Raw genomic sequence first — 15891 nt, forward strand, 5'->3', positions numbered from 1 at the left:
CCGGCTCATGGTGGCCGCGCCGATGACCGGGCAGGGCAAGACGACGGTGGCGACGGGGCTCATGGCGGCCCTGCGCGGTTCCGGGCTCGCCGTGAGCGGGCACAAGGTGGGTCCCGACTACATCGATCCGGGCTACCACGCCCTGGCCACCGGGCGTGCGGGCCGCAACCTCGACCCGCACCTGGTCGGGGAAAAACGTGTCGCGCCGCTGCTGCTGCACGGGGCGCGCGGAGCGGACGTGGCCGTGGTCGAAGGGGTCATGGGCCTGCACGACGGGCGGCTCGGCACGGACGGGTTCGCGTCGTCGGCGCACGTGGCGGCCCTGACCCGCACCCCCGTGGTGCTGGTCGTGGACGTGGCGCGGATGTCGCGTTCGGCGGGCGCACTGGTCGCCGGGATGGCCGCCTTCGATCCGGCGGTCGAGGTCGCCGGGGTGATCCTGAACCGGGCGGGGTCGGAGCGCAACACCGCCGAGATCGTGCGCTCGTTGGAACCCTCGGGCCTGCCGGTGCTCGGTGTGGTAGGCCGCGACGAAGGCATGGCCTCACCCTCGCGCCACCTGGGGTTGGTCCCGGCCGGTGAGCGGGACGGTGCAGCGGCGGTCGTCGAGCGGATGGCCGAGCAGATCGCGCACCAGGTCGACCTGGGCGCGGTGATGGACGTGGCCGGGGCCGCGCCCGCGTTGGAGGAGCACCCGTGGTCGCCGGAGGAGGCGGTCGCGGGGGCGGGTTCAGGGGCCGGGTCCGACGGGCGTCCCGTGGTGGCGGTCGCCGGCGGGCGGGCGTTCACGTTCCGGTACGCCGAGACCGAGGAGCTGCTGACGGCGGCCGGGTGCCGGGTCGAGGCCTTCGATCCGCTGGAGGACACCGCGCTGCCGGCGGGCACGCGCGGGCTGTACCTGGGCGGCGGGTTCCCCGAGGTGCACGCGGGTGAGCTCGCCGCCAACCGCGCGTTGCTGGGCGAGCTGCGGGAGGCGGTGCGCTCCGGGGTCCCGACGGTCGCCGAGTGCGCGGGGATGCTGTACCTGGCCCGGACCCTGGACGGGGAGCCCATGGCCGGGGCCGTGGACGCGGACGCGCGGATGAGCCGGCGGCTGACGCTGCGGTACCCGGAGGCGGTCGCGGCCGCGGACACGTTGCTGACGCGGGTCGGCGACCGGGTCACCGGGCACGAGTTCCACCGGACGCAGCTGACGCCCGGGGCCGGCGGCACGGATGCCTCTGCGCTCTCCCCGGCCTGGGAGATCGACGGGGCGGCCGAGGGGTTCGCGTCCCCGACCTTGCACGCCTCCTATCTGCACGTCCACTGGGCCGGTCATCCGCGGTCGGCGGAACGCTTCGCCGCAGCGGTGCACGCTGCCGCTCCGCTCTCCCCCGTCCGCGCGGCCTCGGCGGCCTCCTCGGCACGTGCCCGGGGGGCGGCCGGGGCCACCCCCGACGAAGCACCGGTGGCGGATCCGCTCCGCCACCACGGGGACCGGGAGGTGGGCTCCGGGCTCATCGATCTCGCCGTGAACGTCTACGCCGGCCCGCGTCCCGCGTGGCTGGACCGGGCGCTGCGGGCGAGCCTCGACGACGTGGGCAGCTATCCCGACGCGGGACCCGCACGGACGGCGATCGCGCGTCGGCACGACCGCCGCACCGGCGAGGTGTTGCCGACGGCGGGCGCGGCGGAGGCCTTCACCCTGCTCGCGCGGGTGCGCCCGTGGCGGCGTCCGGTGGTGGTGCATCCCCAGTTCACCGAACCGCACGCCGCCCTGGAGCAGGCCGGACACACCGTCACGACCGTGCTCTGCCGGTCCGAGGACGGGTTCGCCTTCGACCCGGACGCGGTCCCCGAGGACGCCGACCTGGTGGTCGTCGGCAACCCCACCAACCCCACGGGGCTCCTGCACCCGGCCGACACACTGCGCCGCCTGTGCCATCCGGGGCGTGTGGTGGCCGTGGACGAAGCGTTCATGGACGCGGTCCCCGGCGAGCCCGAATCCCTGGCGGGTGAGAGGCTTCCCGGCCTCGTGGTGCTGCGCAGCCTCACCAAACACTGGTCCATCCCGGGCCTGCGCGCCGGATACGTCGTCGGCGACGAAGCCGTCGTGGCCGAGCTCGCCCGTGCCCAGACCCCGTGGTCGCTCTCCACCCCCGCGATCGCCTCGACGGTGGCCTGCATGAGCCCGCAGGCCACCGTCGAGGCGGCCGAGCGGGCACTGACCCTGCAGGAGCAGCGCGCCGAGCTCCAGAGCGGGCTGTGTGGGGCCGGGGTGGCGTTCGTTCCGTCCCGGGCACCGTTCGTCCTGGTGCGGGCGGGGCACGGAGCCCACCGTCATCTGCGGGAACAGGGCATCGCGGTGCGGCGCGCGGACACCTTCCCGGGGCTCGACGCCTCCTGGGTCCGCGTGGCCGTACGGCCTCGGGAGGTCACCCAGCGCCTGCTCAAGGCTCTGGTCGACCTCCCGGGTGCGGAGGAGACCCGGTGCGAGGTACACACATGAGGGGCGCGCGTGCGGTCGGGCTCCTCATGGGGTACGCCGCCGACCGGCTCCTGGGAGATCCCCGCCGGTTCCACCCGGTCGCGGGGTTCGGCAACGCCGCGACCGCTCTGGAACGCCGTCTGTACACCGATTCCCGCGCGCGCGGCACCGTGCACACCGTGTTCCTCGTGGGCGCCGCCGCCGGGCTCGGGGCCGCCGCGGAACGGGCCACCGACGGCCGCCCGTCCGCCCGCGCCGCCCTCACGGCGCTGGCCACGTGGGCGGTGTTGGGTGGTCGTTCCCTGGAGCGGGAGGCCACGGCCGTGCACGATCTGCTCGAGGACGGCGACCTGTCCGGCGCACGCGAGCGTCTGAGGGCACTGGTGGGGCGGGACACGAGCACTCTCGACGCCTCGGAGGTGTCCAGAGCCGTCGTCGAGTCGGTCGCGGAGAACACCTCCGACGCCGTGGTCGCCCCGCTCGTGTGGGGCTCCTCGGCCGGGGTGCCGGGGCTGCTGGCCCATCGTGCATCGAACACACTCGACGCCATGGTCGGGCACCGCAACGCCCGCTACGAACGGTTCGGTTGGGCCTCGGCTCGTCTGGACGACCTGCTCAACCACCCCGGGGCACGGCTCAGCGGACTCCTGGCGGCCGTTGCGGCGCCGGGCCGGACGGGCCCGGCGCTGCGCTGCTGGCGGGACCATGCCGGACACCACCCCAGCCCCAACGCCGGGGTGGTGGAGTCGGCCTTCGCGGGCGCGCTCGGGGTCCGGCTGGGCGGCACCAGCCGGTACGGGGCCCGGACCGAGCACCGCCCCGTCCTCGGGGACGGACGCCCGGCCGAACCGAGGGACGTCGCACGCAGCACCGCCCTGGCCCGCCGGGTGGGCGCGTACGCCGCCCTGGTCGCGGCGGGCACGGCCCTCATCGCCGGGCGAGCACCCAGGTGAGGGCCTCCCGCACGTCGTGGACCGTGGTCGTCCCCGCGGATCCGTCCGGGCGCCGCACCACCACGACGGGCACGTCGAGGAGCCGCGCCGCTTCCATCTTCGGCCAGGTGTAGGTGCCGCCCGCGTCCTTGGTGACGAGGACCCCGGCGCCGTGCTCCCGCATGAGGCCGTGTTCGCCGTCGAGGGTGTAGGGCCCGCGTCCGGTCACCAGACGCCAAGGTTCCGGGAGTTCCAGATCGGGCTCGTCCACGACCCGCGCGAGCACTTCCCGTTCCCCCAGGGCGGGCACGAACCGGGCGAGTTCCTGGCGCCCGACCGTCAGGAAGGGGCGTGCGCCCAGCTCGGCGGCCCGGTCCGCGGCCTCCTCGTGGGTGTCGGTGTAGTGCCATGCCCGGTCGGGCTCCCACGGGGGGCGTTCCAGCCGGAGCAGGGGGAGCCTTCCGGCGCAGGCGGCGTCCGCGTTGGCGCTCATCCCGCGAGCGAAGGGGTGCGTCGCGTCCACCACGGCGTCGTAGGCGGTCAGTGCCTCGCGCAGTCCGTCGACGCCCCCGAAACCGCCGATACGGACCTTGCCGACCGGCAGGCGCGGGCGGGCCACCCGCCCGGCGAGGGAAGTGGTGACGTCCACGCCGGCCTCCACCAGGAGCGCGGCGAGCTCGCGGGCCTCGGAGGTCCCGCCCAGCAGGAGCAGTCTCATCGGTCGCCCCCGGGTGCGAGCACGGGCATACCGCCGGGTGCGCCGGACCGTGCCAGGTCGAGCAGCGCGCCGACGTCGAGGTGGCGTTCCACCAGTTCCCCGAGCAGGTCCAGCCGCTGTTCCCGGGCAGCGGGGAAGTCCGTGCCGGAGGGTTCACGGCCGAGGGTGCGGCCCAGGAAAGCGGCCCGGAAGGCGTTGCCCTCCAGGCTCCCGTGCCACATGGTCCCGTAGACGTTTCCCGAACGGACCCCGCCCAGGAACTCCTCGTCCCCGTTCCCGACGGTGATCCGTCCGTGGTGGATCTCGTACCCGTGCGCGGGCGCCCCGAGCGCGGTCCCCGACGGCAGGCGCAGGGTCTTGTCGGCCGTGAAGTCCGTACATACGTCGAGCAGTCCGAGCCCTTCCGCGCGCGCACCGGGCTCGGCCTCGACACCGCCGGTGTCGGCGATGCTCCTGCCGAGCATCTGGAACCCGCCGCACACCCCGAGCAGCGGCCGCCCGCGCCGCACGTGCTCGTGCAACGCCCGGTCGAGGCCGCGCGAGCGCAGCCACGCCAGGTCGGCGAGGGTGGAGCGGCTCCCGGGCAGCACCACCAGGTCCGCGTCGGACAGGTCCTGCGGGGAGGAGGCGAACACGACGTCGATCCCCGGTTCCAACCCGAGGGCGTCGGCGTCGGTGAAGTTGCTGATCCGCGGCAGGCGCACCACCGCGACGCGGCGCACGGGCCCGGCCCCGCCCTCCGCCTCGTCCCCGGACCGGCGCGCCGTCAGGTCGAGGGCGTCCTCGGAGTCGAGCCACACCTCGGGGTCCCACGGCAGCGTGCCGTACACCCGGCGGCCGGTGAGGCGTTCGAGGTCCGCCAGTCCCGGCCGCAGCAGCCCGGGGTCCCCCCGGAACTTGTTGACCACGAAACCCGGGATCAACGCCTGGTCGGCGGCCTCCAGCAGGCCGACCGTGCCGTAGAGCGCGGCGAAGACCCCGCCGCGGTCGATGTCGCCGACCACCACCGCGGGTATCCCCGCGTGGCGGGCCAACCCCATGTTCACGTAGTCGCCCGCGCGCAGATTGATCTCGGCCGGGCTGCCTGCCCCCTCGGCCACGACGACGTCGTAGCGGGAGACCAGGTCGTCGAAGGCCGCGTGGGCGGCCTTCGCCAGATGTCGGCGCCCCTGCTCCCAGCCGGTGGAGGACAGGTCCCCGGCGGGGTGGCCCATGAGCACGGCGTGGCTGCGCCGGTCGGTGCCGGGTTTGAGCAGCACCGGGTTCATCGCGGGCTCCGGGGTCGCCTCCGCCGCCAGCGCCTGTACCCACTGGGCCCGGCCCATCTCCGCGGGGCGCCCGTCCTGCCCGTGACAGACCATGGAGTTGTTGGACATGTTCTGGGCCTTGTACGGCGCGACCTTCACGCCGCGGCGGGCGAAGGCTCGGCACAATCCGGTGGTGAGGACGCTCTTGCCGGCGTCGGAGGTCGCACCGGCCACCAGCAGACCACCGCCCCCGCGGTCCTTCTGCGCGCGCGTCCCGCTCACGAGGGCCTCCTCAGCAACGCGGTGTCCATGACCCAGCCGGCCCGTTCCTTCGCGCGGGCCCGGGCCGCACCGATCTCCGGGAGCACGTCGGCGACGCGTCCGGCGACCAGTTCCTCGGTGCCGGTCCCGAGGTTGGCACCCCACCAGACCGACCACTCCTCCAGCCCTTGGAAGGCGGGCCGGGCCCCGAGCACGACGACGATGTTGTCCTGCCCGGCGGCCACGGCCTCCGCCAACCTGCGCTGCGGGGTGACGTGGACCGGCCGGCCGACCTCGTGCAGCACGAGCCGGTGCCGGGCCGCGAGGAGCTGCGGGGCGCTGATCCCGGGCAGCACGTCGTACTCCACGGGAACCTCGCCCCGCTCGCCGATGCGCGCCACGATCCGCAGCACCGAGTCGTACAGGGACGGATCGCCCCAGACCAGGAAGGCCGCGCTTCCGCCCCGTTCTGCCAGCACCTGCTCGAAGGCGCGCACCCGCGCCTCGTGCCAGTCGGCGACCGCCGCCCGGTAGTCGGCCGGTGCGTCGCGGTCGCGTTCGGGGTCGGCAACGGCCACCAACGGCAACCCGTGGGCCTCGCACACGGCCCGCCGCAGCTCGAACAGCCCGTCGTCCTCCCGTTTGCGGGCCGCCACCGCGTAATCGCATCCGCGCAGCGCGGCGGCGGCCTCCGGGGTGAGCTGCTGCGGACCCATGCCGATCCCGATGACACGGACCCTCATTCGGACCGTTCCTCGATGTCGCCCTCGACCTCGAGGTACACCTCGGACAACGCCTGGAGGGTCTCCGGGGCCGGTTCGGCCCACAGGCCGCGCCGGGCCGCCTCGTTCAGGCGCTCGACGATGCCGTTGAGCGCCCACGGGTTGGAGCGGCGCATGAACTCCTGGGTCTCCTCGTCGAGCACGTACTCGGCGGCGAGCTTCTCATACATCCAGTCGTGCACGACCCCGGCGGTGGCGTCGAAGCCGAAGAGGTAGTCGACGGTCGCGGCCAGTTCGAAGGCGCCCTTGTACCCGTGGCGCCGCATCGCCGCGATCCAGCGCGGGTTGACCACCCGGGCGCGGAACACCCGGGCGGTCTCGTCGGCGAGCGGCCGGGTGCGCACCGCGTCGGGGGTCGTGGAGTCACCGACGTAGGCCTTGGGGTCGGCGCCCGAGAGCGCGCGCACGGTCGCGATCATGCCGCCGTGGTACTGGAAGTAGTCGTCGGAGTCGGCGATGTCGTGCTCGGCGCTGTCGACATTCTTCGCGGCGACCTTGATGCGCCGGTAGTTGGTGCGCATGTCGTCGGCGGCCGGGACGCCGTCGAGGCCGCGCCCGTAGGCGTAACCGCCCCAGGCCGTGTACACCTCGGCGAGATCGCGGTCGTCGTGCCAGTTCCCGGATTCCACGAGTTGCAGGATCCCGGCCCCGTAGGAGCCGGGCGCGGAACCGAAGATCCGGGTGGTGGCCCGGCGGTGGTCGCCGTGGTCGGCCAGGTCGGCGCGGGCGTGGGCGCGCACGTAGTTGTCCTCGTCGGCTTCGTCGAGGTCGGCGACCAGGGCCACGGCGTCGTCCAACATGGCGACCACGTGGGGGAAGGCGTCGCGGAAGAACCCCGAGATGCGCACGGTCACGTCGATGCGCGGGCGGCCCAGTTCCCCGAGCGGGACGACGTCGAGCTCCTTGACCCGGCGGGAGGCCTCGTCCCACTCGGGGCGGACCCCGAGCAGGGCCAGGACCTCGGCCACGTCGTCGCCGGAGGTGCGCATCGCGGAGGTGCCCCACACCGACAGGCCCACGGACCCGGGGTAAGTCCCGGTCTCCTCCATGTGCCGGCTCAACAGGGATTCGGCCATGGCCTGACCGGTCTCCCAGGCCAGGCGGGAGGGTACGGCGCGCGGGTCGACGGTGTAGAAGTTCCGTCCGGTCGGCAGCACGTTGACCAGCCCGCGCAGGGGCGAGCCGGAGGGCCCGGCCGGGACGAACCCGCCGTCGAGGGCGTGGGTGAGGTGATCGAGTTCGTCGGTGGTGCGGGCGAGACGGGGCACGACCTGGTCGGCGGCGAACTCCAGGACCCGGCGCACGTCGGGGTCCTCGTGCAGGTCTGCGGCCGCGGAACGGTCCCAGCCGGCCTCCTCCATCCGTTCGACCAGTTCACGGGCGCGCGCCTCGGCCTCGTCGACCTCGTTCGTGGGGGCGTCCCCCTTCAGGCCCAGGGCGGAGCGGAGTCCGGGCACGGCGGCGCCGATCCCGCCCCAGACCTGGGCGGCGCGCAGGACGGCCAGGGCGAGGTTGACCCGGGGTTCGCCCTCCGGCGCCTCGCCGAGCACGTGCAGGCCGTCGCGGATCTGGGTGTCCTTGATCTCGCACAGCCAGCCGTCGACGTGGAGCAGGAAGTCGTCGAACTCCTCGTCGTCGGGGCGCTCCTCCAGCCCCAGGTCGCGGTGGAGTTCGGCGGCGCGCATGAGCGACCAGATCTCGGCGCGGATCGCGGGGAGTTTGGCCGGGTCCATCGCGGCGATGTTGGCGTGCTCGTCCATGAGCTGTTCCAGGCGGGCGATGTCGCCGTAGCTCTCGGCGCGGGCCATGGGCGGGACGAGGTGGTCGACGATGGTGGCGTGTGCGCGGCGCTTGGCCTGGGCGCCCTCACCCGGGTCGTTGACCAGGAACGGGTAGATGAGCGGCAGGTCGCCGAGGGCCGCGTCGGGCCCGCAGTCGGCGGACAGGGCGGCGTCCTTGCCCGGGAGCCATTCCAGCGACCCGTGCTTGCCGAGGTGGACGACGGCGTCGGCGCCGAACCCGTGCTCCAGCCACCGGTAGGCGGCCAGGTAGTGGTGGCTCGGGGGCAGCTCGGGGTCGTGGTAGATCGCGATGGGGTTCTCGCCGAAACCGCGCGGGGGCTGGACCAGGACCACGACGTTTCCGGCCCGGAGCGCGGCCAGGACGAGTTCGCCCTCGTCGTTGACGTAGAGCTTGCCCGGGGCGGGACCCCAGGTCTGGGCCATGGCGTCCTTGAGGGAGGACGGGAGGTGCTCGGTCCACTCGGCGTACTGCTCGGGGGTGATGCGCACCTGCGCCTCGGTCATCTGGGCCGTGGTGAGCCAGTCCTCGTCCTGGCCGCCGGCCTCGATGAGGGTGTGCATGAGCTTGTCGCCGGCCTCGGTGTCGTCGGGCAGGTCCAGGCCGGGCAGGGCGTCGGGGTCGCCCAGGTCGTAGCCTTCCGCACGCAGGCGCCGCAGCAGGCGCACCAGGGAACGGGGGGTGTCGAGACCGACCGCGTTGCCGATCCGGGCGTGTTTGGTCGGGTAGGCCGACAGAACGACGGCGATGCGTTTCTCGGCGGCCGGGACGTGGCGCAGGCGGGCGTGGGAGGCGGCGATCCCGGCCAGGCGGGCGCAACGCTCGGGGTCGGCGGTGTAGCGGGGCAGCCCGTCCTCGTCGATCTCCTTGAAGGAGAACGGCACGGTGATGATGCGGCCGTCGAACTCGGGGATCGCGACCTGGGTGGCGGAGTCGAGCGGGCTGACCCCCTCGGCGGTCTCCACCCAGTCGGCGCGGGAGCTGGTCAGGCACAGCCCCTGCAGGACCGGGACGTCGAGGGCGGCGATGCGTTCCACGTCCCAGGCCTCGTCGTCCCCACCGGCGCTCGCGGAGGCGGGGGTACTGCCGCCGGCGGCCAGGACCGTCACGATGAGGAGGTCGAAGCGGCGCAGCGCCTCGAACAGGTCGTCGGGCGCCGAACGCAGGGAACCGGCGAAGACCGGAACGCCCACGGCCCGTCCGGTGGCGTCGACCGCGTCGGCCAGGGCGTGCGCGAACGCGGTGTTCCCGCCGGCCTCGTGGGCGCGGTAGTAGAGAATGCCGACCTCGGGCAGGGACGGGTCCTGCGGGTACTCGCGTTCGGCCGTGCCCCACAGGGGCACGTGGTGCGGAGGTTCGAACCCCTCGCCGGTCAGCAGCACGGTGTCGGACAGGAACGCGTGCAGGCGGGCGAGGTTGGTGGGCCCGCCCTCGGCCAGGTACCGGTGGGCGTCGGTGACCACGCCCATCGGGACCGTGGAGTGTTCCATCAGCTCGGCGCTGGGCTGTTGTTCACCGCTGATCACCACCAGCGGGGTGCCGCGCTCGCGGACCGCGGCCAGGCCCGGCCACAGGTCGTGCGGGGAACCCAACTGCCGCACCACGACGAGGTCGGCGCCCTCGACGGCGTCGGTGAGTTCGGTCTCCGATGCGCGCGAGGGGTTGGCCCACACGTACGTGGCGCCACTGGACCGCGCTGAGAGCAGATCGGTGTCGGACGTGGAAAGCAGAGCGACCCGTACCGTCATGGTCGGCTTCCTCCCCAGGGGTTCTCGCCCCGTCGTTGGTCGGACCGTTCGCGGACAGTGTCTGGCTGGCCCCTCTCGGAGGCTTCACAGTGGCGGAACCGCCCCGGACTCGCACCGGGTTCCTGTGCCACGAACGAAGAGCTCACACACTAACCGGCGTCGGATGAACGGTGCACGACGGGGCCCGGACTCGCGCATGCCCCTGCCCACGCAGGGCGACAATGCGACGACTTCTACTCACCCCCGGTCACAGGGGCGTGTCCCGGCGCCGCAGGAACCGGATCGCGGGACGGTCACCGTCGAAGGTGACCTCCGCACGGACCCCGTAGACCTCGCCGATGAGCTCCGGGGTCAGCACCTGCCCCGGAGTGCCCTCCGCCACGGCCCGGCCGTCCCGGAGCACGAGGAGCCGGTCGCAGTACATCGCGGCCAGGTTGAGGTCGTGCAGCGCGATCACCGTGGTGACCGGCAGGCTCACGGCCAGTTCCAACAGGTCGAGCTGGTACTGGATGTCGAGATGGTTGGTGGGCTCGTCGAGCAGGAGCTCACTGGGTTCCTGAGCCAGGGCACGGGCGATCTGGACCCGTTGGCGTTCTCCACCGGAAAGGGTGTGCCAGGGCTGTTCGGCGCGGCCGGCGAGGCCGGTTCGTCCCAGAGCCGTGTCGACCGCGCGCCGGTCGTCGGCGGTGGCCGGGGCCCACGCACGGCGGTGGGGGATCCGTCCGAGGGCGACGACGTCGCGGACGGTCATCTCGGTCTGGGTGTGGGAGTTCTGCTGGACCACGGCCACACGCCGCGCCACGGCCCGGCGGCCCACGCGCGGCAACGGGTCCCCGTCGAGGGTGACCGTGCCTGCGGTGGGGCCGAGGACCCCGGCGAGGATCCGGAGGAGGGTGGATTTACCGGAACCGTTGGGACCCAACAGACCGACGGTCTCCCCCGGACGCGGGTCGAGGGTGACTCCGTCGAGCACGGTGCGCTCACCGATCCGGCGCACCACGGCCTCGGCGCGCAGACGGCCGCCTTCGGGCACGGGGGCCGGGGAGCTCATGTCTGCCTCCTGGAGCGGTACAGAACGGCGATGAACGCGGGCACACCGACGAGCGAGGTGACCACGCCCACCGGGATCTCCTGGGGATCCAGAGCGGTCCGGGCGAGGGTGTCCACCCACACCAGGAACACGGCGCCGATCAGCGCGGCGACCGGCAGGAGGCGGGCGTGCATCGCCCCGGTCAGGATCCGGGTGGCGTGCGGCAGGATCAGCCCCACGAACCCGACCGCGCCCACGCTGCTGACGAGGGCGGCGGTGAGCAGGGCGGTCGCGGTCAGCAGCAGTACGCGCGCCCGTGCCACGCGCACACCGAGGGAAGCGGCGGCCTCCTCCCCGAAGGCGAACGCGTCCAACGTGGTGGTGTGGGCCAGGCACACGCCGAGCACGACCAGCAGAACCGCTCCGCACAGGAGGACGTCGGCCCAGCCCACGTTGCTGAAGGAGCCCAGCAGCCAGAAGAGCACCCCCTGTGTGGTCTCGGCGTCGGCCGACAACAGGACGGTGAACGACGTCAGGGCCGAGAAGAGCTGCATCGCCGCGACACCGGACAGCACCACCCGGTCCATGCTCCCGCCGAGGCTGTGGCTGAGCAGCATGACCATCCCGAAGGAGAGCAGCGCCCCGAGGAAGGCACCCGCGGACAGCGACACCACCCCGGCGCCCCAGCCGAGCACGATCACCGCGACCGCGCCCGTGGACGCGCCCGAGGAGACCCCGAGCACGAAGGGGTCGGCCAGCGGGTTGCGCAGCAGGGACTGCATGACCGCACCGCACAGGGCCAGCCCCGCCCCGCACACCGCGGCGATGAGGGTGCGGGGCATCCTCAGGTCCCACACGATGCCGTCCTGGATCGGGGTCAGCGGGCTCTCTCCGACGCCGAGACGCGCGCCGAGCGAGGTCCACACCCCGGCGGGGGTGATGGATGCGGGGCCGATGGTCACGGTGACCGAGACGGACAACACCAGCGCGGCCAGCCCGCCTGCCAGGAGCAGGGTCGGTCGGGCGCCTCTCATTCGGCGAGCCCGAGGTCCCGCAACCCGTCGGCCACCTGTTCCACGCCCTCGACGGTGCGGATCGAGGGGTTCATGGCCTGGCCGCTGAGCAGGACGTAGCGCTCCTCCCGAACAGCGGTCAGTCTGCTGGTGGCGGGGTGGTCCTCGAGGAAGGCGATCTTGTCCTCGGCGGACTCGGCGGTCTGGGAATCGCGGGTCAGGTCGCCGAGCACGATGGCGTCGGGGTCGCGGTCGGCGACGGTCTCCCAGTTGATCTGGGGCCACTCGTCGTCGGTGTCGTCGAAGGCGTTCTGTGCGCCGGTCTCCTCCGTGATGGCCCCGGGCGCTCCACAGCAGCCCGCGAGGAAGGGGGACTCGGAGTTGGCGAACCAGTACATGAGTGAGACGTCGGAGGCATCGAGGTCCCCGGTCGCGGTGTCCACCCGGTCCTGGAGCTCTGCGACGAGTTCCTCGCCCCGGTCCTCGGCGTCGAAGAGGTGTGCGAGGTCGTCGATCTCCTCGTACACGGCGTCGAGGGTGAGGGCCTCGGAGCGGGAACCGTCGCCGCCGCTGTCGTTGTCCTTGCCCCAGGCGCAGTCGGACGGGGAGACGTAGGCGGGCACGCCCAGCTCCTCGAACTGGTCGCGGGTGGCGACCCCTCCCTGGCCGAGGGTGGAGACGAAGGAGGCGCTGACGAAGTCGGGTTCGGTGTCCAGGACCCGTTCGAAGGAGGGCTGGTTCTCGGCCAGGCGGGGGACCTCCCCGGCCGCCTCCTCCAGGCCTTCCATGACCGGGTCGGTCCAAGTGGCGCTGCCGGCGAGGCGGTCCTCCAGGCCGAGGGAGAGGAGGATCTCGGTACTGCCCTGGTCGAGGGAGACGGCCCGTTCCGGCGGGGCCTCGACGGTGACCTCGCGGCCGCAGTTCTGGACGGTCCGCGGGTACCCGGCCGCGTCGGCCTCGGAAGGGTCGGCTCCGGTCCCGTCGGGGGACGTGCAGGCGGTGAGCAGGAGGGAGGAGGAGAGGAGCACGGCCAGGGGGCGGGACGTACCGCGGGACGGACGACGGGCCCTGCGGGAGAGCGCGTGACGGGACGCGTGTCGGGACATGGGTGGGCCTCGGAAGGGTCGGGGCTCGAGCGCGGAGCCTGGCTTCGGGTGCACCCGTGCGCGGGGCACGGGGATACCAGCAGGTCTTCGGACTCGGGTTCATCCGGACGGAGCGCCTTCCCGGGTGGCACGTCCCGACCCTGCGGTCGCGGCGGTCCTTCCCAGTGGCACGTGTGCCCCGCCCGTCCCCCTCACCGCTGCGCGTCAGTTCCGGATTCGCACCGGATTCCCTGGCCACATACGTGGTTCGACTGGCCGGGGCAGAGTACCAAGTCTCACCATTCGTCCAGCACGAGGCCCCTGGGGGCGTCCGTGGCACCGGGCGTGGTTCAGGGACCGGCGTTCGTCGGGATGGTCTCCGGACACGTGGCCCGACATCTCACCCCGGACCTTCCGGGTGTGCACGGAGAGCTGGGGCAGGCGCCGGTTTTCTTGTGGTGCCTGGGGGCAGCAGCGGGGCAAGGTCGTGGGGTTTCTTGTGGTGCCTGGGGGTGGTGGTTCGTCGGGGTCGGGAATTGTGGCCCGGCCGGGTCTGCGCGCAACCCTCTTCGGTGCCCCGCCAGTTTTCGGGGCCTGTTGGAGGGTTCTGGTGTGTGGTGGGTTGACCGCGGCGCCTCGGGGTATGCGCTGCGACCCTTGATGCCGGGCTTTCCCGACCCGTATCGACGAACCCCCTCACCCCCCCAGGCGCCCGGCTGTCAAAGAAATGGTGGGGGCACTACCGCCCCCTCGCGTGCGGCATTGTGGCCACCGGTCGAGGCGTGTGCGTGGTGGTTCGCTCCTGCGTAAGGCCACGGCCGCCCCGGCACTCCCGGTGGCGCATTGAGGCCGGGGGCGAGTGGTGTGTGCGCGGCTCGGGGGACCGGGTGGCCCGGTCAGGGGGTCCACACCCCCGTCGCGGCGGCCTCGCGGGCGAAGGCCGCGAAGTCCTTCGGCGGCCGCCCCAACACCTCCTGCACCCCGTCGGCGGTGTACGCGTTCCGCCCGTCCAGGACGGCCGCGAACAGGTCTCCGAGCTCCGGCGGCACCCCCTCCTGCGCCAGAGCCGCGGCGAACGCCTCGTGCGTGAGTTCCGTGTACCGCACGGCACGCCCGGTGGCTGCGGAGATCTCCGCAGCCGCCTCCGCGAAGCTCAACGCGCGCGGCCCGGTCAGCTCATGGACCGACCCGGCGCGCACCTTCCCGGTGAGGGCGGCCACGGCGACGTCCGCGATGTCGTCGGCGTCCACGAACGGTTCCCTCACCCCGCCGACGGGCAGGGCGATCTCCCCGGCGAGGACCTGCGGCACCAGGAAACTCTCGTTGAAGTTCTGCGCGAAGAAGGAACAGCGCACGACCGTCCACTCCGCTCCGGCCCCGGCCACCGCACGTTCGGCGGCGAGCGCCCCTTCCTCCCCTCGCCCGGAGAGCAACACGATCCGCCGCACCCCGAGGTCGACGGCGGCCCGCGCGAAACGGCCGACGGTCTCCGGCGCCCCGGGCACGGCGAGGTCGGGCTGGTAACTCAGGTAGAGGTCACCGACGCCCTTCAGCGCGGGCTCCCAGGTGGTGGGGTCCTCCCAGGAGAACGGGGGTGTGCCCGAACGGGACCCGACACGCACGGGGCGGCCGAGGTCGCGGAGCCGTTCGGCGACGCGGCGACCGGTCTTCCCGGTGCCGCCGGTGACGAGGGTGGGCCTGGTTTCCTGGTTCGTGTTTCGCATGTCTTCAGTCAACGCCGCGGGGTCCTCGTCCTCCATCGCCGGAACGCTCACCCGCATACGCGTGCGTCCAGCGCCGTGGACACCGTGCGGCACCCGAGCGAGGATGGGACCATGGACGCCCTGACCGCCCTCATGGACGGCCCCAAGGCCCGGGGCGCCTTCCTCCTGCGCTCGGTCCTCAACCCGCCGTGGTCGATGCGTGTGGAGGACCGCGCGCCGCTGTCGGTGGTGGCGCTCGCCCGCGGCGCGGCCTGGCTCAGTACCGCCGGCGACCGGCCGCGGCGGATCCTCCCGGGCGATGTGGTCGCGGTGCGCGGCCCGCAGCCGTACACCCTCGCGCACGCCCCGGACGCACCCGCGACGGTCGTGGTCGGCCCCGACCAGCGCTGTTCGAGCGGGGGCGTGGACGTCACCGACAGCATGGCGTTGTCGGTCCGCACGTGGGGTGAGGCTCCCGGTCCGGAAGCAACCGTGATGCTCAGCGGCACCTACCGCGCGCCCGGGGAACTCGGCTCCCACCTGTGGCACGCGATGCCGCAAGTGCTGATCCGTCCCGCAGGGACCGGCGCGGACGCGGCCTCCCTGGTCGACCTGCTGGGGGCGGAGCTGGGCCGTGACCATCTGGGGCAGACCCTGGTCCTGGACCGGGTCCTGGACCTGCTGCTCGCGGGCATGGTGCGCGACTGGCTCGCGGAGGGCGGCGCGGGCACCCCCGGTTGGTACCGGGCGCGGACGGATCCCGTGGTGGGGCCCGCGCTGACGTCGATCAGGACCTCGCCGGAACGTCCGTGGACGGTGGCCGGGCTCGCTGCCGGGTCCGGGGTCTCGCGCGCGGTGCTCGCACGCCGTTTCACCGAGCTCGTGGGGGCCCCTCCGATGGCCCACCTCACGCGGTGGCGGCTGGCGCTCGGCGCCGATCTGCTGCGCTCCTCGGACGCGACGTTGGCCTCGGTGGCGCGCCGGGTCGGTTACGGGAGCGCGTTCGCGTTCAGTACCGCGTTCAAACGCCGGTACGGGGTGAGCCCGAGCGCGTACCGGGAGACCGGGCCTGCTGCGACGGACCCGCCGGCGGACGGGGCGGGGG

Annotated in this window: 11 protein-coding genes and 2 riboswitches; of the genes, 3 read left to right on the forward strand and 8 right to left on the reverse strand. The window is 73.4% G+C overall.

Annotated features, from left to right (window positions below):
* Positions 1–7 precede the first annotated feature (7 nt).
* Positions 8–2488 carry a cobyrinate a,c-diamide synthase gene (locus D473_RS0114670; protein WP_051043082.1) on the forward strand — a complete coding sequence of 827 codons (2481 nt, stop codon included), beginning with the start codon at positions 8–10 and terminating at the stop codon, positions 2486–2488.
* The gene (locus D473_RS0114675) at positions 2485–3420 is read left to right on the forward strand and encodes a cobalamin biosynthesis protein (protein ID WP_017609819.1); all 936 of its coding nucleotides are present in this window, start codon (positions 2485–2487) and stop codon (positions 3418–3420) included. The genes D473_RS0114670 and D473_RS0114675 overlap by 4 nt, the downstream gene beginning before the upstream one ends.
* Here the strand turns inward: D473_RS0114675 and D473_RS0114680 are convergent.
* The 8 genes from D473_RS0114680 to D473_RS0114715 form a co-directional block, all read right to left on the reverse strand.
* Positions 3395–4117, reverse strand: coding sequence for a cobalt-precorrin-6A reductase (locus D473_RS0114680; RefSeq protein WP_017609820.1), 723 nt, complete (start codon positions 4115–4117; stop codon positions 3395–3397). The genes D473_RS0114675 and D473_RS0114680 overlap by 26 nt on opposite strands.
* On the reverse strand, positions 4114–5646 hold the full coding sequence (locus tag D473_RS0114685; protein WP_017609821.1) for a cobyric acid synthase: 1533 nt from the start codon (positions 5644–5646) through the stop codon (positions 4114–4116). The genes D473_RS0114680 and D473_RS0114685 overlap by 4 nt, the downstream gene beginning before the upstream one ends.
* Positions 5643–6368: a precorrin-6A synthase (deacetylating) gene (gene cobF / locus D473_RS0114690; RefSeq protein WP_017609822.1), complete on the reverse strand. Its 726-nt coding sequence runs from the start codon at positions 6366–6368 to the stop codon at positions 5643–5645. Before cobF ends, D473_RS0114685 begins: the two co-directional genes overlap by 4 nt.
* Positions 6365–9955: a cobaltochelatase subunit CobN gene (gene cobN / locus D473_RS0114695; RefSeq protein ID WP_017609823.1), complete on the reverse strand. Its 3591-nt coding sequence runs from the start codon at positions 9953–9955 to the stop codon at positions 6365–6367. Before cobN ends, cobF begins: the two co-directional genes overlap by 4 nt.
* A 35-nt stretch (positions 9956–9990) precedes the next feature.
* Positions 9991–10121: riboswitch (cobalamin riboswitch) on the reverse strand.
* A gap of 81 nt (positions 10122–10202) precedes the next feature.
* Positions 10203–11006 (reverse strand): ABC transporter ATP-binding protein, encoded by an 804-nt coding sequence (locus D473_RS0114700; RefSeq protein ID WP_017609824.1) that lies wholly within the window; start codon positions 11004–11006, stop codon positions 10203–10205.
* Positions 11003–12019: a FecCD family ABC transporter permease gene (locus D473_RS0114705; RefSeq protein ID WP_017609825.1), complete on the reverse strand. Its 1017-nt coding sequence runs from the start codon at positions 12017–12019 to the stop codon at positions 11003–11005. The genes D473_RS0114700 and D473_RS0114705 overlap by 4 nt, the downstream gene beginning before the upstream one ends.
* The gene (locus D473_RS0114710; protein ID WP_083918016.1) at positions 12016–13104 is read right to left on the reverse strand and encodes an ABC transporter substrate-binding protein; all 1089 of its coding nucleotides are present in this window, start codon (positions 13102–13104) and stop codon (positions 12016–12018) included. The genes D473_RS0114705 and D473_RS0114710 overlap by 4 nt, the downstream gene beginning before the upstream one ends.
* Positions 13105–13165: 61 nt before the next feature.
* A riboswitch (cobalamin riboswitch) is annotated at positions 13166–13375 on the reverse strand.
* A 604-nt stretch (positions 13376–13979) separates the two neighbouring features.
* Entirely contained in the window at positions 13980–14807 is an 828-nt protein-coding gene (locus tag D473_RS0114715) for a Rossmann-fold NAD(P)-binding domain-containing protein (protein ID WP_026126964.1), read from the reverse strand.
* A gap of 111 nt (positions 14808–14918) precedes the next feature.
* Here D473_RS0114715 and D473_RS0114720 point away from each other — a divergent pair.
* On the forward strand, positions 14919–15891 hold a 973-nt coding region (locus tag D473_RS0114720), incomplete at its 3' end, for an AraC family transcriptional regulator (RefSeq protein ID WP_026126965.1).

Origin of the sequence: Nocardiopsis xinjiangensis YIM 90004 (genome assembly GCF_000341145.1) — a bacterium.
GTDB classification, from domain to species: Bacteria; Actinomycetota; Actinomycetes; order Streptosporangiales; family Streptosporangiaceae; genus Nocardiopsis; species Nocardiopsis xinjiangensis.

Coding starts and splice junctions, on each gene's coding strand:
- D473_RS0114705 (WP_017609825.1), bottom strand. CDS start 12,019: ATGAGAGGCGCCCGACCGACCCTGCTCCTGGCAGGCGGGCTGGCCGCG.
- D473_RS0114710 (WP_083918016.1), bottom strand. CDS start 13,104: ATGTCCCGACACGCGTCCCGTCACGCGCTCTCCCGCAGGGCCCGTCGT.
- D473_RS0114675 (WP_017609819.1), top strand. CDS start 2,485: ATGAGGGGCGCGCGTGCGGTCGGGCTCCTCATGGGGTACGCCGCCGAC.
- cobN (WP_017609823.1), bottom strand. CDS start 9,955: ATGACGGTACGGGTCGCTCTGCTTTCCACGTCCGACACCGATCTGCTC.
- D473_RS0114680 (WP_017609820.1), bottom strand. CDS start 4,117: ATGAGACTGCTCCTGCTGGGCGGGACCTCCGAGGCCCGCGAGCTCGCC.
- cobF (WP_017609822.1), bottom strand. CDS start 6,368: ATGAGGGTCCGTGTCATCGGGATCGGCATGGGTCCGCAGCAGCTCACC.
- D473_RS0114715 (WP_026126964.1), bottom strand. CDS start 14,807: ATGCGAAACACGAACCAGGAAACCAGGCCCACCCTCGTCACCGGCGGC.
- D473_RS0114670 (WP_051043082.1), top strand. CDS start 8: ATGGTGGCCGCGCCGATGACCGGGCAGGGCAAGACGACGGTGGCGACG.
- D473_RS0114700 (WP_017609824.1), bottom strand. CDS start 11,006: ATGAGCTCCCCGGCCCCCGTGCCCGAAGGCGGCCGTCTGCGCGCCGAG.